Source organism: Pseudanabaena sp. PCC 6802 (assembly GCF_000332175.1).
GTDB lineage: Bacteria > Cyanobacteriota > Cyanobacteriia > Pseudanabaenales > Pseudanabaenaceae > PCC-6802.
The window spans coordinates 91635-108934 of the sequence record NZ_KB235911.1 but is presented as its reverse complement, the minus strand read 5'-3'; the positions used below and the strand labels follow the sequence as shown (position 1 = coordinate 108934).

Below are 17300 nucleotides of genomic sequence, written 5' to 3'. Positions count from 1 at the left end.
AGTAACAGGATCAGAGCATAGTAAAAGCCAGGGCGCTTGACATCGCCGCTACTGTAGATCGCAATCCAGACTAAAAGAGCATTGAGAATTAATAAAGGTAGTGACAGACCATCAATACCAATGCGGTAGTTTAATCCTAAATTTGCAATCCAGGGAAAGGATTCCTGGAGTTGATAGCCGATGTGGTTGGGATCGAATTGCCATAGGAGAAAAAACGTCCAACCTAGCAAGCCAGTGGCGATCGCCAGCGATACACCTCGTAATTGTTCGGCTTTTAGATAGCTAGCACCGAAGCCCACTAGCAATGCCGCGCAGATTGGAACCCAAATTAGAACACTCAGCATTATTTATAGATTTAGTAAACGGGATTTTAAATTGAAGTTTTATAGCGATTGGTGTAAGGGCAGGTTTTGTAGTTAATCTTCACCTAGAGCCGTTGAATGCAGGCTAAAACTGCCCCTACCAGGATTTTGCGATCTCTAGAATCGCCTAAAACACGACGAATGCCACGATGCTGGCCAGAACAACACCTAGCAGGATGGTTAAGAGATATTGCTGCGATCGCCCAGTCACCGTATATTTGAGTGTTTCGCCCGTCATAATTGAGGCGAAGCCAAATAGATTAACCACACCGTCAACAATGTATCGATCGAACCATGATATGAGTCGCGAGCCATTACCCACGAGAAATATGACGCTGACGCGGTAGATACCCATAACGTAGAGGTCGTAGGCTAGGAGGTCTTGCACAAATTTCCAGATGGGTCGGACGGGACGCGGTAGCATCGGTACCGTACTACCTATTGCGTAGTTTGTGCGGAGATAGATCGCACCACCCGCTAAGCAACCGATCGCTCCGGAACCGACCAAAAGACCGACCTCATACCAGTTCCAATTGGAGCGATCGGGCAGCATCTGCCAGTTGCTCAGCATCAATGGCACTAGCAAGGTAATGATAATTGTAGAAACCATGGGAATGGCGATCGGCCAGGGGGCTTCAGGCATCCGCCGTGTCTTGATCTTTGGAGCACCCCAAAATACGAGGCCAAATACGCGCGTTAAGCCAAACGCAGTGGAGCCGTTTACAAATGCCATCACGCCTACTAGCCAGGGGTGGGCTTCCCACAAATTATCTACCCATTGCAGTATCGTCCAAAAGTTGCCCAGAGGTAAGATCGCCGTGAGACCCAGGGAAGCGACTATGAAGGCAATTGATGTGGCTGGCATCCGGGGTAACAGTCCGCCCATCTCGGTTAGATCTTGGGTTGGTGTCATCATCATCACGGAGCCACTACTCATAAATAGGAGAGCGCGGGCGATCGCATGGGTAAACAGAAATGCCAAAGCCACATCAGTCTGTTGAGTCCCCACGGCGATAAACACTAAGCCCAAATGGGCGCTGGTGGAATGGGATAGCGCTCGCTTCATGTCGATCTGGGCGATCGCCACCAGAGAAGCTCCTACTGCCGTCACCGTACCGACTGCTACCAGCGTATATAAAGCCAGAGGTGACAGACCTAGAATCGGCTGCAATTTGATTAAGATATAGGCTCCGCAAGCTACAACCACGGAATTCCGCAATATAGAAGCCGGATTAGGACCTTCCATGGCCTCATCCAGCCAGAGATGCAGCGGGAACTGGGCGCACTTCCCGATTGGCCCTGCAATTAAAGCTAACCCCAAAAGGTCAGCCACTCGGGGATTGAGATCGACATTACTCGCCCAAACTGCTAAATCGGAAAAATTCAAACTATCTGTGAGCGAGGAAAGCGCCACCACGCCCATTAGTAGGATCAAATCGCCGATACGCTTTGTCCAGAAAGCATCCCTTGCTGCGGTCACGACCAGAGGCTGGGCATACCAAAAGCCAACTAGCAAATAAGTAGAAAGGGTGAGTAGCTCCAGAAGCGCGTAACTCAAGAACAAGGAATCGCTAATAGCAATGCCGCTCATTGCTCCTTCAAAGAATCCCATCATGCCGTAGAAACGCGCCAGAGCCCAGTCCATTTCCATGGAGCCGATCGCGTAGGTTTGCGCAAATATGCTGATCGCGCCAATTAATACCGAGGCACCGACTGTAACTGTAGAAATATTGAGATCCAGATTTAAATTCAGTCCTGGGGCTTGCAACCATGCGATCTCTATTTGCAGAGCCGGTTGCAGCCAGATAGTTTTTAAAATAATCAGACTGTGCACCAGCGTAAAGATGCTCATCAATAGGTTAAGGTATGCGGCTGGGCGCGGCCCCGTGCTGCGCACAAGACCTATAGACCAGGGTAAAGTTGCGATCGCGCCGAACAGCCCATAACAGGGAACTAACCAAACCGTGTTTACTAAAAATTGATCCATTATTTAAAGTCGCCAATTTTGCGGCAAGAGGCTGCAAAAGTCTGATAGTTAAACCATAATACCGATAAACTAGACTCTATATATATTTGAGTTCCCGCGCAGATAGTTTGGCGTCTTTAACTGTCTGAGAGCCAAATATCAACAATTTGCCATAGCCATGCGAGCAATCGCCTACTGTCTGGGAGCCATAGCGCAGGGCTATATTTACATTTCTTGATAATCCAAGACTAGCTGGTAATAACTTTTGATAATGATTATTTACGGTAAGTATAAGGAGATGTGGGCATGGATGTAAGTCTGGTGATGTCTAACATCTTGAGTCCCCCTGTCCTATTTTTCTTCCTCGGTATGTTGGCGATTTTGCTGAAGTCAGATCTAGAAATCCCTCAGCCTTTGCCCAAGCTTTTTTCCCTGTATCTTTTATTTGCGATCGGGTTTAAAGGTGGTAGCGAACTTGCCAAGAGTGGAGTTACCCAGGAAGTTTTGCTCACTCTGGTAGCAGCGATTCTGATGGCTTGTGCCGTTCCCGTGTACACGTTTTTCATCCTGAGACTCAAGCTGGATTTGTATAATGCCGCTGCGATCGCTGCCACCTACGGATCCATCAGCGCCGTTACATTTATTACTGCTAGTTCTTTTCTCACGGAACTGAGCATACCCTTTAGCGGTTATATGGTAGCTGCCCTGGCTTTGATGGAATCACCCGCAATTATTGTCGGTCTTTTGCTGGTTAAAGTATTTGCCAATAGTAAGCAAGAAAATGGCGAAGATGGCAAAGATAATGGTTTCTCGTGGTCAGAGGTGATGCAGGAGGCGTTCCTGAATAGCTCGGTTTTTCTGCTGGTCGGCAGCGTGATTATTGGAGCTTTAACTGGTCAAAAAGGTTGGAAAGTAGAGGAACCGTTTGTCCAGGGTATCTTTTATGGAGTCTTGACCTTCTTTTTACTCGATATGGGCTTGGTAGCAGCGAGGCGGATTAAAGACTTGAAACAGACGGGAGTATTTTTAATTAGTTTCTCCGTCCTGGTTCCGATCGCCAACGCCTTTATTGGTATCCTTTTAGCTAAAGTAATTGGCATGTCTCAAGGGAATGCCCTGCTGTTTTCCGTATTGTGTGCCAGTGCTTCCTATATCGCTGTACCTGCGGCGATGCGGATGACCTTGCCAGAGGCCAACCCCAGTCTTTACGTTACGGCTGCCCTAGCACTAACGTTCCCTTTCAACATTATTGTGGGCATTCCCCTGTACCTGTTTGGCATTCAAATGCTGTGGAGTTAAGAATATGCATGCAGTCAAAAGATTAGAAATAGTCAGCGATTCTGTCGAACTGGCTAAAATTGTTTCCGCCTTAGAGAAGGCTGGCGTGAGTAGCTATAGCGTCGTGCGTAATGTGGCAGGCAGGCTGCCCGGTGGCATGAATTCCGACGATATGGCGGTCACGACCCTCGATAGCGTTTATCTACTGGCTTTTTGCTTGCCCGATCAAGTGAAACCCTTGGTGGAGACAATTAGACCCGTCCTCAACAAGTTTGGGGGGGCTTGCTATGTTTCTGATGCTATGGAAGTTAAATCAATGCGATGTGTGGCATCGCTGTAAATTATGGAACGTATTCATGGAATGCTAGGTCGTCGCAGTCTCATGCAAATCGCCGTTGCGGGTGGATTGGGGGTTGCGATCGATGCTTTGAATAGTGTTTCTGGCTCTATCCCGCCTGCTTATGCAGGGGAAACCGAAACCATCGGTCCCGATGCTGCTCTCAAGAAATTGCTTGAGGGCAATCAGCGCTTTATGCAACAAAAGCGCGAGTATCCGCATCAAGCCCAACAGCGCCTGCAAGAGGTAGCCCAGGCACAGCATCCAGTCGTCACTGTCCTTAGCTGTGCGGATTCGCGCGTACCGCCGGAACTGATTTTTGACCAGGGGATTGGCGACCTGTTCGACGTGCGGATTGCGGGTAATATCGTGACGCCGGAATCCCTCGGCAGCGTGGAATACGCGGCAGCTTTGCTGCATACTCCCCTGGTTTTAGTATTAGGACACGAGCGATGCGGTGCGGTGACGGCAGCGGTGCAAAACGGCACTCTACCCGGTCAAATCGGTACTTTTGTACGGGCGATCGCCCCCGCGATCGCGAGAATAAAAAAGGAATCGCTCGATCCAGTCGAGGATTTAGTAGTGGCAAATGTCCGGTATCAAGTCGAGAAATTAAGACAAGATTCACCCCTACTAGTAGATCTAGAGAAATCCGGCAAGCTCAAAATCGTGGGAGGTCGCTACGACCTCGATACAGGCAAAGTTACACTTGTGACCTGAAGGTTGCTACTTTGCTGCAACGCACCCTACGTGCAATTGTAAACAAAAAATAAGTTTTAGTAATAAACACAATTTGAAATAATCATTGCAATTTATGTTGCTAAAGGTGCAATGCCTCTTTATTCTGTATATATAAAGAAAAACTGAAAAGCTTGAAAAAGCTGATAATGACCAACTCTGTGCGTAAAGCATAAATTGTTAAGTAGTAATACACAGATTGCTGCATCAAGTCCAGTGACAGTGTATGAAAGTGTGGTAGTTCTCACAATTATTCAGAATCGCAGTTCTAAACTGCGCGAGTTTTTCGGAAATCTTAACTAAGTAGTTGCACCCATATCCTTGGTGTCTATGGGAAGGGATTAATGCGCGACTTTGGTACCAATTTAGATGTAAGATACGCATTGCTAAAGAACCGTGCCAAACACGGGAGTCCAGGAGATATTAGATAACTATGCCAATTGCAGTTGGAATGATTGAAACCAGGGGATTTCCTGCCATCGTAGAGGCAGCCGATGCCATGGTCAAAGCAGCCCGCGTCACCCTTGTGGGATATGAAAAAATCGGTAGCGCTCGCGTCACCGTAATCGTGCGCGGCGACGTGTCTGAAGTGCAAGCTTCTCTCGCTGCTGGCGTAGAATCAGCCAAGCGCGTTAATGGTGGTGAAGTAGTTTCTACTCACATCATTGCTCGCCCGCACGAGAACTTAGAGTACGTTCTACCAATTCGATATACCAAGGAAGTAGAACAGTTCTCGTTCTAGTCGCTGACGCGCGATAGATAGTTCTCATCTTTACTCGTCAGTTTCATACATATTCTCACTGAGTATATTTCTCTAATCTGATTTTTAGTTTTCCTAAAGTTTTTTGTAAGGAGTACAAACTCATGGCGATCGCCGTTGGAATGATCGAAACCCTAGGTTTCCCCGCCGTCGTAGAAGCAGCGGATGCAATGGTAAAGGCTGCTCGTGTCACGCTGGTTGGCTACGAAAAGATTGGTAGCGGTCGCGTCACCGTAATCGTGCGCGGTGATGTTTCGGAAGTACAGGCTTCTGTTGCTGCTGGAACCGAATCCGTTAAGCGCGTTAATGGCGGTCAGGTGCTATCTACCCACATTATTGCGCGTCCTCACGAAAACCTCGAATACGTTCTACCGATTCGCTACACCGAAGAAGTCGAACAGTTTCGCGATAACGTGAACGCCATTCGTCCTATGAACAGACCATAGGTGCGAGATATTTAGTTTAAATATTGCCAACAGCTAATAACTAAACGCTCAAACAAAGCTCAAAATGCAAATTGCCAAAGTTCGCGGCACGGTGGTGAGTACTTCCAAAGAGCCTAGCTTGACGGGAACGAAGTTTCTCTTTCTCCAACTTGTAGACGATCGGGGTCAACTCTTACCAGAGTATGAAGTGGCAGCGGATACAGTTGGTGCAGGTATAGATGAATGGGTACTGGTCAGTCGTGGTAGCGCTGCCCGTCAGGTGCGGGATAGTGAAAAACGTCCTCTGGATGCTTCAGTAGTGGCAATCATCGATACTGTGAATGTTGATAACTACCTGCTTTACAGTAAATATAGTTAAGGGAAAGCATTCTGGTGAGCTAGTCTCACGATCCTGACTGCTTCACCACATGGCTATCCCAACAGAATTTATAATTTGTCGTTATTCGGAGGGTGCGCTTAATATCTCAATTGCGTCTGTAAATGCCGTTGTTGAGGTAGTTAATGGCGTACTGGTTCTAGATGGTAGTTCGTGGTTTTGCTGCGCCGATCGCTACCTCATCCAAAAATCTGGCCGAGCCAATCATCGATCCCACTGCCTACGTACACTCGTTTTCCAATATTATTGGCGACGTTTATATTGGTCCGCAGGTCTCGATCGCTCCTGGTACCTCCATTCGAGCAGATGAAGGTACTCCTTTTTATATCAGCGCAGGAGCGAAGATCCAGGATGGAGCGATCGTGCATGGCTTGGCCAACGGTCGAGTAGTTGGGGATGATGGTAATGATTACTCAGTTTGGATAGGCAAAAATTCTTCCCTTACCCACATGGTTTTAATTCATGGGCCGGTCTATGTGGGAGATAATTGCTTTATCGGCTTTCGTTCTACGATTTTTAACGCACGGGTTGGTAGTGGCTGCATCGTCATGATGCACGCTCTGGTGCAGGATGTCGAAATTCCCCCAGGTAAGCTCGTACCTTCGGGAGCAATTATTACTAGTCAGCAACAAGCGGATCGACTACCCGATGTCCAGGATCGCGATCGCTTTTTTGTAGATCGCGTACTCAGTAGTAATGATGCTTTGAGAATGGAGCATCACAGCGTTGAGGGTGTCGCTGTTCGGCCTATCCACGACGAAATCAATCAATCTCAATTACATGGAGCAACTCACAACAAAGTCAAGACTATGCAGTTACAGACTAAACAAGCCAAAATGGGTATAGCCCAACAAGTACGCCAGCTTCTATCTCAGGGCTATCGCGTCGGGGCTGAGTATGCCGACGAGCGCCATTTCCGCACCAGTTCTTGGTACAGTTGCGCGTCGATTAATTCTAATAGCGAGTCCAGTGCGATCGCGGCTTTGCAAACCTGCTTGGCCGAGCATACTGGTGAATATGTCCGCCTGATCGGTATCGATTCCAAGAGCAAGCGGCGTGTATTTGAAGAGATTATCCAGAGACCTGGCGAAAACGCATCTCAAATTAGCTCGGCACCTTCTAGCGGCAGCAGCTACGCTAGCAGCTACAGCGCACCCAGCCAGAATGGCAGATTGCAAACAGATTTAATCGGTCAAATTCGACAATTGCTAGCACAAGGCTACCGTATTGGTACGGAACACGCCGACGAGCGTCGCTTCCGCACCAGCTCTTGGCATACCTGCGCTCCGATTGAGTCTAATACTGAGTCTGGTGTAGTCAGTGCTTTAGAAGCTTGTCTGCGCGAGCATAGTGGCGAGTACGTTCGTTTAATTGGCATCGATACTAAAGCTAAGCGCCGCGTTGTGGAAACCATCGTGCAGCGTCCGGGAGACCAGCCTCAAAGCATCGCTTCGATGTCTACTTCTACCAGCAGCTATTCCAGCTCTGGCCGCAGCCACAGCCCTACATTTAGCTCTGTGAGTTCTGGTAGCCAGAATGGCAAGCTCGCGTCAGATACGATCGCTCAAGTCCGACAGCTCATAAATCAAGGCTATCGCGTTGGCACCGAGCACGCCGACGAGCGGCGCTTCCGCACCAGTTCCTGGCATAGCTGCGGACAAATAACTGCCAACAACGAATCGGGCGTAGTTGCAGCTTTAGAAGCCTGTCTGAGGGAGCATAACGGCGAATACGTGCGCTTGATTGGCATCGATCCTAAATCGAAGCGTCGTGTAGTCGAAACCATAATTCAGCGCCCTGGTGGTAAGTCTGCTCCTGGTACGGCTGCTAGCTCGTCCAGCTACTCCAGTGCGAGCAGCACCAGCCCTGCTAGTTACGTCCAGTCATCCGGCGCGGCTACGGCTACCAGGATCGGTCAGGATGTCGTCACCCAAATCCGACAGTTACTGATGCAAGGACATCGCATCGGTGCCGAGCACGCCGACGAGCGTCGCTTCCGCACCAGCTCTTGGCATAGCTGCGCTCCGATTGAAGCCAGCACGGAAAGTGGAGTTGTGGCAGCTTTAGAAGCAAGCCTGAGTCAATACAGCGGCGAGTACGTGCGCTTATACGGCATCGATACCAAATCTAAGCGCCGCGTCCTCGAAGCAATCGTACAGAGGCCCAAGAAGTAGCGATGTACCAATCTCCACTGCAACCCATAAGCACCTCTCCCGCTTGTGTCAGTGGTGATGTCGCAATCGATCCGAGTGCCGCGATCGCGATCGGTGTATTAATTCAAGCAGACCCTAACAGCAAGATCGCGATCGCTGCTGGGGTCTGCATTGGCATGGGTTCGATCGTCCACGCCCAGAACGGCACGTTAGAGATCGGAGCCGGAGCCAACCTGGGCGCGGGCGTGTTGATTTTAGGTCAATGCCACATAGCCGAAAATACCTGTATTGGCTCCCTTTCCACCATCCTCAACAGCTCGACTACCCCCGGTCAAGTAATCCCTCCCAACTCTCTACTTGACGGTATCAGTACCCCAGAAATTGACGCTCCAGCCGTAGCAATTAAACCTGAAGTCACTGCATCGCATCCAACCACCCAGGCAACAGCAAATGAAACGGTAGTATCGACTTCAACTGCTCAGGTCATTGCTGAAGTGGTTACTGAAGTAAAGTCCAGCGACTCCACCAGCCAGACCAAAGCAACAGCCCACGGCCAGGAACAACTAAACCGCCTCATGGGCAAACTTTTTCCTCACCGCCAACCCCTAGATCTCTCGCCTAACAACCCTCAGTAAGGGTTTAGCATTTGTCATGAATTCTTGGCATCAAACCCAAGAATTCATGACAAATGCTAAACCACTACCCCCAATATCTACACCCAACGGCAGGTTTACAAAGCTTTACAAAACTACTAATTTGTTAATGTAGGGTTTTTACTACAAAACCACTACAAAAATTATTCCAACTAACGCTAATTAATTCGCACTTATGACAATCGCAGCCCAAAGACGCGAGAGCGCTTCGCTGTGGGATCGGGTCTGCAACTGGATTACCAGCACCGAGAACCGCCTCTATATCGGTTGGTTCGGCGTTCTGATGATTCCCTGCTTGCTGGCAGCTACCACATGCTTCGTCATCGCCTTCATCGCCGCTCCCCCCGTGGACATCGACGGCATCCGCGAGCCTGTTTCCGGCTCCTTAGTCTATGGCAACAACATGATCTCTGGTGCCGTAGTTCCTTCTTCCAACGCTATTGGCTTGCACTTTTACCCCATTTGGGAAGCAGACAGCTTAGACGAGTGGCTCTATAACGGTGGTCCTTACCAATTTGTGATCTTCCATTTCCTGATCGGCATTTTTTGCTACATGGGTCGGGAATGGGAGTTGAGCTACCGCTTAGGTATGCGTCCGTGGATTGCTGTGGCTTACAGCGCTCCCGTCGCCGCCGCCACCGCCGTATTCTTGATTTACCCCATCGGTCAAGGCTCCTTCTCTGATGGTATGCCTCTGGGTATCTCTGGTACGTTCAACTTCATGATCGTGTTCCAAGCCGAGCACAACATCTTGATGCACCCCTTCCACATGTTGGGCGTAGCGGGTGTGTTCGGTGGTAGCTTGTTCAGCGCCATGCACGGTTCTTTAGTTACCTCTAGCTTGATCCGCGAAACCACCGAGAACGAATCTGCCAACTACGGTTACAAGTTCGGTCAAGAGGAAGAAACCTACAACATAGTTGCCGCTCACGGTTACTTTGGACGATTGATTTTCCAATACGCAAGCTTCAGCAATAGCCGTAGCTTGCACTTCTTCTTGGCGCTATGGCCAGTGGCAGGTATCTGGTTCACCTCGTTGGGCGTAAGCACGATGGCGTTCAACCTGAATGGGTTTAACTTCAACCAGTCAATTGCAGACAGCCAGGGACATGTGGTGCCGAGCTGGGCAGATGTGATCAACCGCGCCAATCTGGGTATGGAAGTCATGCACGAGCGCAACGCTCACAACTTCCCGCTCGACCTGGCCGCGATTGATGTAGCTCCAGTGGCATTGACTGCTCCTGCAATTAACGGCTAATCTGGCTAATCCAGTCAATCTAGTATTCTCCAATTAGTCTAAATTAGAAACAAAGAGCCACCCTTTTGGGTGGCTCTTTGTTTTTCATCTATGGCTATATACCCGTAGCTTTAGAATTATAGCTATAGCCAACAGGCTTAGGACGGGGTGCAGGGGTGGAACCCCTGCGTGGGGGCGAAGCCCCCACACCCCCCCTTTCCTAACAGATCTGTCTATGGCTATAAGTAACCACTGTTTAGACTTGGCGCGATCGTGACTGAACCTCAAGCACCGCATTCCACTGACTTACTGAATCGCCACCGCGATCGCGCGTGGGCATTTTGGCCTGTAGTGCCTATGTATCCCTACGGTCAAAGGCGAACGCTGCGCGTAGAAGTAGTAAAGGATACGATCTGGACGTTCGAGCAGGTACAGGGCATTCTCTACGTGGTCGTTCCCATTCGCATGACGGTTGTGAAGTTAGAAGCAGGCGGCTTACTCGTACATGCACCCGTCGCACCTACGTCCGAATGCCTGCGGTTGCTTGACGAGCTGGTGCAGATACATGGCAACGTGCAATACATTATTCTACCCACGATATCGGGGCTAGAGCATAAGGTGTTTGTCGGCCCGTTTGCCCGTTGCTTTCCTCAAGCGCAGGTATTTGTTGCGCCTTATCAATGGAGCTATCCGATCGATTTGCCCCTGAGTTGGTTGGGATTTCCACCAGGACGTACGCAGATATTGCCAGAAAATAGCAGCGATGCCCCCTTTGGTAATGAATTTGACTACACCATGCTGGGGCCAGTTCGTCTCGGTTTAGGTGCATTTGGAGAAGTGGCGTTCCTGCATAAGCGATCGCAGACCTTACTAGTCACCGATGCGGTAGTTTCCATATCCGATCGCCCGCCCGCGATCGTACAGTTAGACCCCTATCCTCTACTCTTTCATGCCAGGGATAGCGCTTGCGATCGCATAGAAGATAGCGAGGAAAATCGGCTTAAGGGTTGGCTGCGCACGGTTTTATTCGCACTCTATTTTCGTCCTAGCGTACTGGAGACATTGGGCTTTGGTGAGGTGTTGCGGGTGGTGTTCAAATCGCCGGAGCGATCGCCGCAAGCCTATTTCGGTTTATTCCCCTTTAAATGGAAAGAGAATTGGCAGTCTTCGTTTGAGTTACTGCGCAATAAGGGCAATCCATTTGTGGCACCAATTTTACAAGTACTCATTCTCAATCGCGCTCCCAAAAGAACGATTATTTGGGCCGATCGGCTAGCTACCTGGAATTTCAAGCAAGTTATTGCCTGTCACTTTGATGCCCCCGTTACCGTAAATCCACATCAGTTTCGTCAAGCTTTTAACTTTCTTGAGAAGGATTCTCCCTCTTCGGATCGCATGACTGGATCTGAAAGTGACCTTACTTTTCTGAAGGAAATCGAAGCGGGTTTGAATAAAAGAGGTATTACCTTACCGGCTAAATAAATGTAGATATGGATAAGTTCAGGAAATTTCATGTAAACTGAAAACTAGCTGTTGGAAACCTTTGAGCGCGATGGACACCGATGAAGCAGCAAAAATCGCTGATGCCGCTGTGTTTGCTACGGCTAGAAGGCACTTGAAAGATATCGAGTTGCTGATCGTGCGCGGGTCGGTACGCGGGCAAAAATATGAAGAAATAGCCGAGTCCAATAGTTATACGCCGGAATACCTCAAGTCTGACGTGGGGCCGAAGCTGTGGAGCCTGCTGTCAGAAGCATTGGGAGAAAAGGTCACTAAGAAAAATTTTCAAGCGGCACTGGAGCGGCATCGTCAACTGCTTGATGGTGAAGCAACTGCCACAGCAGTTACTGAAGCGATCGCTGTCATCCCTCGCTCTAAGCTACCTTTTGCTGGGGGCAGGAAATCCTCTAATGAAGGATCTCTGCAACAACTACAAGATTGGGGCGAAGCGCCCGATATCTCTGTATTCTACGGACAGGCGGAGGCGCTAACCACCTTGACACAGTGGTTGGTGCAGGATCGCTGTCGGTTAGTAGCTCTGTGCGGTCTGGGGGGAGCTGGTAAGACTTCACTAACCGTAAAAGTGGCACAAAGGTTACAAACTGAATTCGATCGCATTATCTGGCGATCGCTGCGAGATGCGCCCCTGCCTCAAGATATTTTGCTGAGTTGGTTATCGTTTCTGTCCGACGGACAAGAAATGAGCTTGCCTGTAACCCTCGATGCTGCGATCTCGCGCTTAATGGTTTATTTGCGCGATTATCGCTGTCTGCTGATCCTCGATAACATGGAGTCAGTTTTGTCCAGTGGAGGCAGTGCCGGGGAGTACAAGGAAGGCTATGAAGGTTACGGTCAGTTATTGCGCAGACTAGCTGAGACATCTCATCAAAGCTGCGCGATCTTGACGAGCCGAGAAAAGCCGAAGGAAGTGGGATGGTTTGAGGGGAACCTATCACTGGTGCGCTCGTTGCGCGTGGTTGGTCTGACGCAAGCAGAAGGGCAAGAACTGTTACAAGCTAAGGGAATTGTGGGCGATCGCTCCGACTGCGAGACTTTGATCGAGCTATATCGCGGCAACCCGCTGGCACTCAAAATTGTCTCTACGACGATTCAAGATTTATTTGACGGACAAATATCTGCATTTCTAGATGTCGGTACGACTGCGATCGCAGATGTCTGGCGGCTTTTAGACGAGCAATTCAATCGCCTGTCGGATCTTGAAAAGCAGATTATGTACTGGTTTGCCATTAATCGCGATTGGATCTCCTTATTAGAACTTAAATCCGATTTACTAGGAGGAGTGTCAGAGAGGAACCTCTTAGATGCGCTAGATTCTTTGCAACGGCGATCGCTAATCGAGTGTAGATCGAGCCGCTTTACCCAGCAATCCGTGGTGATGGAATATATCACTGCAACCCTGATCGATTGCGTCTGCCAAGAGATTCTCACTGGAACGATTAATTTGCTCAACAGCCATGCCCTCCTTAAAGCCAGAGCCAAAGACTACATTCGAGAAACTCAACTGCGAGCGATCGTCCAACCCATTGCCGAACGACTGACGATTTCCCTGAGCACGAAAACAAATGTCGATAACAAGCTCATGCAGATCGTGTCCGATCTACAGGCACGGGAATCGACTGCGATCGGTTACGCTGCTGGTAATATTCTGAATCTGCTGGTGCAAATGCAAATCGATTTGCGCGATCGCGATTTTTCCACCTTAGTAATTTGGCAAGCGGATCTGCGCGATGTGGATTTATTAGGTGTTAACTTTGCCCACTGCGACTTAGCTCAAACTGCTTTTAACGAGACTTTTGGCGGCATTATCTCGCTCGCTTTTCACCCGCAAGGGCACCTGTTTGCGACAGGCACTGTTACGGGTGAAGTACATTTGTGGAGCGCGACCGAGGGCAAGCAAATAGTTACGTTTAGGGCGCACGTCGGTTGGGTGCTATCAGTTGCCTTTAGTCCCGATGGCAAACTGCTAGCCACCTGTAGCGACGATCGCACCGTCAAAATCTGGGATGTCAGTGCTAGAGAATGCATTAAAACGTTCCGCGAGCATAGTGATTGGGTATGGTCGGTTGCCTTTAGTCCTGATGGCGAGACGATCGCCAGCGCCAGCGCGGATCGTACGATTCGCCTGTGGCACCTGCGGCGAGATCGCGCCGTTAGCACCTGGCGCGGTCATGCGGGACTAGTGCGATCGCTTGCCTTTAGTCCCGACGGACAAACCCTAGCCAGTGGCAGCGACGATCGCACGGTCAAAATCTGGGATGTCAGCACGGGAAAATGTATTAGAACATTTGAAGGGCATCTGAGTTGGGTTTGGGCGGTTAAGTTCAGCCCGGATGGACAGTTCATTGCCAGTAGCAGCGTCGATAGCACGATTAGGATTTGGGATACCAGCACGGGCGAACTCCGGTGGAAACTGCGCGGACATACTGGCTTAGTTAAATCCATTGCCTTTAGCTGCGATGGCTGCATTTTAGCCAGTGGTGGCGACGATAATATGGTCAGGCTATGGGATCTGGAGACTGGTACTTGCCTGACAACCCTTCCGGGGCATGGTGGTTGGGTATGGGCAGTTGCCTTCAGCCCGGTTAACTATTTACTGGTGAGTTGCAGCGACAACTACATCATTAAAATTTGCGACGTGCAAGCTGCTAAGCCCCTCAGAACCCTTAAAGGACATACATCAGAAATTAGATCCCTAGCACTCAGCCCCAACGGTCAAGTTATTGCCACGGGCAGTAGCGACCACACTGCCAGACTCTGGCAAATCGATGCGGATCGAGCCTATCGGGTTTTGCATGGCAATCGGCACTGGGTAGCAGCAGTGGCCTTTAGTCCCAACGGTCAGACCCTCGCTACTGGTAGCGACCTGCTCAAGCTATGGCACGTATCTGGCTGTCAGTATATTAAATCTCTGTACGGTCATACGAGCTTGATCAACGCGATCGCCTATACTCCCACGGGTGACATGCTGGTTACAGGTAGTTGCGATAACACGGCAAAACTTTGGCACGTGGAAAGCGGCGAGTGCCTGAGAACGTTTCAGGCGCATACAAACTGGGTCTGGGCGATCGCGCTCAGTCCCGACGGTAGCAAACTGGCGACCGCCAGCGGCGACACCACCGCCAGACTCTGGGATCTGGCGACTGGCGCATGTTTGAAAGTCCTGCGCGGCCATCGCGGGCAACTGTGGGCGGTAGCTTTTAGTCCCGATGGCAAACTGCTGGCAACGGGCAGCGACGATCGTACTATTAAGCTGTGGGATGCCGATACGGGGGAATGCTTGGCCGATCTAGAGGCACACACTGGCGGTGTTAAGTCCCTGGCCTTTAGCCCCGATGGTGAAATTCTTGCCAGTGGTAGCGACGATCGCACGATCCAGATGTGGCAGGTAAAAACGCAAACCAACCTCAAAGTCCTGGGCGTGCATGAGGGGCGGGTCTGGGCGATCGCTTTTACACAGGACAGTCAAACTTTAATTAGCGGCAGTCAGGATACGACCATCAAGTTTTGGCATATACATACGGGTGCCTGCCGGAAGACTCTAAGAGTCAGCGATCCCTATGAAGGCATGAATATCACTGGCGTAACGGGACTGACGGAAGGGCAGCGATCGGTACTCTTATCCCTAGGTGCAATAGAAATAGTAGAGATTGAGTAGGAGCAGATTTAGCGAGAAATGCGGCATCACCCAATCCCCTTTTTTTCGCAATATTTGAACCTTCTTGCGAGCTAGCGTGTCTAACTGGCTGAACCAAGTTTTGGAGGAATTCAATGATGAGACGTTTAGCTTATATCATGCTCGCTACCGTTGCTACTGCCGCGATCGCCTATCCCATGTCTGCTTCGGCGGGTCAATTTAGCGATCGGCTTGTGAATCAACAAAGACGCATCTACAACGGAGTCTCTAACGGTAGCCTCACCCCGACCGAGTATGCGAATTTACAGAGACGCGAAGCCTCAATCAATCGCCAGCGCCGTCATTTTCTCAAGACTGGTGATGGCTTGCAGCCCTGGGAAAGAGGAGTGCTTGACTATCGCTTAGATAACACTTCGAGAGCTATCTATCGCAACAAGCATGATTAGTTTATAAACTAAACCACTATGCACTGGCAGTGCATAGTGGTTTAGTTGCGAATCCATACGCCTGATACGCATGTATACGAACCTAATATATAACCTGAAGGATACCACTTGCCATCGTAGAAACATCCATCTTCAGTTGCGTAAACCAGGGAAAATGAAGATAACCCAAACAGAAGAATAGATAAAGTTATTGTTCTTTTCATGAGAGATCGCTAATGAAAACTACTTGGATTTCAAAAAGTTAGTTATTTTTGGAAGTCAGAAGTCTACCACTAAAACGTGCATATGCAGACTCACATTTTCCAAGATTATTTAGTTTGTATCGTTCGGGAAATAAATATTTAGCATCAGAGAAAGATATCTGAATATAATATTTGTTACTTATAGGTTTGGGACTCTCTTGATTGCAGGGATCGTGCGGGCAAGGCCAAGGGTTATTCACTGAAACTGAGACAAGCCTAGGATAATTTACTTGTGTAGAGAGATCGATATTTTTGTTTATATAAACACTTCCTGTGCAAGCTGCAGCTTGACCTTTAACAAGGCTTGTTTCATCTGCAAAACCAACAAGGATCTGTTGATAATTAAATGGCTCTAAACCTGAGTTCATTCTATCTACAAGCTCAATAACAATTTTGTCATCTGAGTTTAATTTTGAAAGACCTTCAATGATTTTAGAGTCATGTATGTGATAAAGATTATATTTATTCAAAATATCAGAAATAGAACCTTTTGTTAATTTAACTATTTGTTCTTCATGTTTTGAATTTAGTTTATCATTACTTTTTCCTGATAAATCCGCATCTAATGTTTTTAAAACAGGTTCAACTTTAAATATACCCAACACACTAAGGTTGGCATATAATGAAACTATATTGCTTTGCGAATCACCACTGCTTTCATTTTCAGAATCTTTTTCCATTTTTTGAATTACTTTATTAAGAGGTTGACTCCCAATAGTTACCTGACCATCTTTAATGGTAATTTCATTAGACTTACTTCCTATTGAATAGCCAAGAAAAAAAGATATTAATCCTATGGCCAACCACCATCCATACTTCGATTCGAGTTTTGATAGAAGATCTTTAATGAGAGGTAATTCTTTTAAATCAAATAAAAAGTTAAACATACGATCGTTAACTCGAGAATAGGACTTAATAATTAAGCTTTAAAAACGTAGACTATTTATTTTAGAAGCTAATGCAAGCGCTCAATACCTTACACCTTGTAGAATAATGTCGTATCACCTTTACTTCTCTCTCGTATTTAAGATGACTGTAGAGTCGATCGGAGAAATTATTCTCTCTCTTGGTACTGGAATGGAACTTTGTCTTAAGCAAAGTTAACACTAGACTTTATTGGCAATAACTGACCCACGCCCTAGGTAGCAGAT

General features: G+C 48.5%; 14 protein-coding genes and 1 pseudogene. 12 read left to right on the top strand and 3 right to left on the bottom strand.

All coding sequences use genetic code 11. The annotated features are described in order from the left end of the window. Both PSE6802_RS0104875 and PSE6802_RS0104870 read right to left on the bottom strand, forming a co-directional pair. Positions 1-344, bottom strand: a pseudogene (locus tag PSE6802_RS0104875) (NAD(P)H-quinone oxidoreductase subunit D4); the annotation flags it as partial. 145 nt (positions 345-489) lie between these two features. Next, a complete protein-coding gene (locus PSE6802_RS0104870; protein WP_019498940.1) occupies positions 490-2349 on the bottom strand; it encodes an NAD(P)H-quinone oxidoreductase subunit F in 1860 nt (619 codons plus the stop codon). 285 nt (positions 2350-2634) lie between these two features. On the opposite strand from PSE6802_RS0104870, the gene PSE6802_RS0104865 reads away from it, so the two are divergent. The 12 genes from PSE6802_RS0104865 (at position 2635) to PSE6802_RS27815 (ending at position 15907) form a co-directional block, all read left to right on the top strand. Continuing rightward, the gene (locus PSE6802_RS0104865; RefSeq protein ID WP_019498939.1) at positions 2635-3627 is read left to right on the top strand and encodes a sodium-dependent bicarbonate transport family permease; all 993 of its coding nucleotides are present in this window, start codon (positions 2635-2637) and stop codon (positions 3625-3627) included. Positions 3628-3631: 4 nt separating this feature from the next. Continuing rightward, complete coding sequence (locus tag PSE6802_RS0104860; RefSeq protein WP_019498938.1) at positions 3632-3946, top strand: P-II family nitrogen regulator; 315 nt, start codon at positions 3632-3634, stop codon at positions 3944-3946. Between the two features lie 3 nt (positions 3947-3949). Continuing rightward, positions 3950-4663, top strand: coding sequence for a carbonic anhydrase (locus tag PSE6802_RS0104855; protein WP_156815425.1), 714 nt, complete (start codon positions 3950-3952; stop codon positions 4661-4663). A gap of 451 nt (positions 4664-5114) precedes the next feature. Then, a complete protein-coding gene (locus PSE6802_RS0104850) occupies positions 5115-5423 on the top strand; it encodes a carbon dioxide-concentrating mechanism protein CcmK (protein WP_019498936.1) in 309 nt (102 codons plus the stop codon). 122 nt (positions 5424-5545) lie between these two features. Continuing rightward, positions 5546-5887: a carbon dioxide-concentrating mechanism protein CcmK gene (locus PSE6802_RS0104845; RefSeq protein ID WP_019498935.1), complete on the top strand. Its 342-nt coding sequence runs from the start codon at positions 5546-5548 to the stop codon at positions 5885-5887. Between the two features lie 64 nt (positions 5888-5951). Further along, a complete protein-coding gene (locus tag PSE6802_RS0104840) occupies positions 5952-6245 on the top strand; it encodes a EutN/CcmL family microcompartment protein (RefSeq protein ID WP_019498934.1) in 294 nt (97 codons plus the stop codon). A gap of 161 nt (positions 6246-6406) precedes the next feature. After that, entirely contained in the window at positions 6407-8437 is a 2031-nt protein-coding gene (locus tag PSE6802_RS0104835) for a ribulose bisphosphate carboxylase small subunit (protein WP_019498933.1), read from the top strand. Between the two features lie 2 nt (positions 8438-8439). Beyond that, complete coding sequence (locus PSE6802_RS0104830) at positions 8440-9051, top strand: LbetaH domain-containing protein (protein WP_019498932.1); 612 nt, start codon at positions 8440-8442, stop codon at positions 9049-9051. A 193-nt stretch (positions 9052-9244) separates the two neighbouring features. After that, positions 9245-10327 (top strand): photosystem II q(b) protein, encoded by a 1083-nt coding sequence (psbA, locus tag PSE6802_RS0104825; protein WP_019498931.1) that lies wholly within the window; start codon positions 9245-9247, stop codon positions 10325-10327. A gap of 252 nt (positions 10328-10579) precedes the next feature. Further along, entirely contained in the window at positions 10580-11788 is a 1209-nt protein-coding gene (locus PSE6802_RS0104820; protein WP_019498930.1) for a DUF4336 domain-containing protein, read from the top strand. A 70-nt stretch (positions 11789-11858) separates the two neighbouring features. After that, positions 11859-15482 (top strand): WD40 domain-containing protein, encoded by a 3624-nt coding sequence (locus PSE6802_RS0104815; RefSeq protein WP_019498929.1) that lies wholly within the window; start codon positions 11859-11861, stop codon positions 15480-15482. Positions 15483-15595: 113 nt separating this feature from the next. Continuing rightward, complete coding sequence (locus tag PSE6802_RS27815; RefSeq protein ID WP_156815423.1) at positions 15596-15907, top strand: hypothetical protein; 312 nt, start codon at positions 15596-15598, stop codon at positions 15905-15907. A 241-nt stretch (positions 15908-16148) separates the two neighbouring features. Here PSE6802_RS27815 and PSE6802_RS0104805 read toward each other — a convergent pair whose 3' ends face one another. Continuing rightward, entirely contained in the window at positions 16149-17036 is an 888-nt protein-coding gene (locus PSE6802_RS0104805) for a hypothetical protein (protein WP_019498927.1), read from the bottom strand. Positions 17037-17300: the final 264 nt, after the last annotated feature.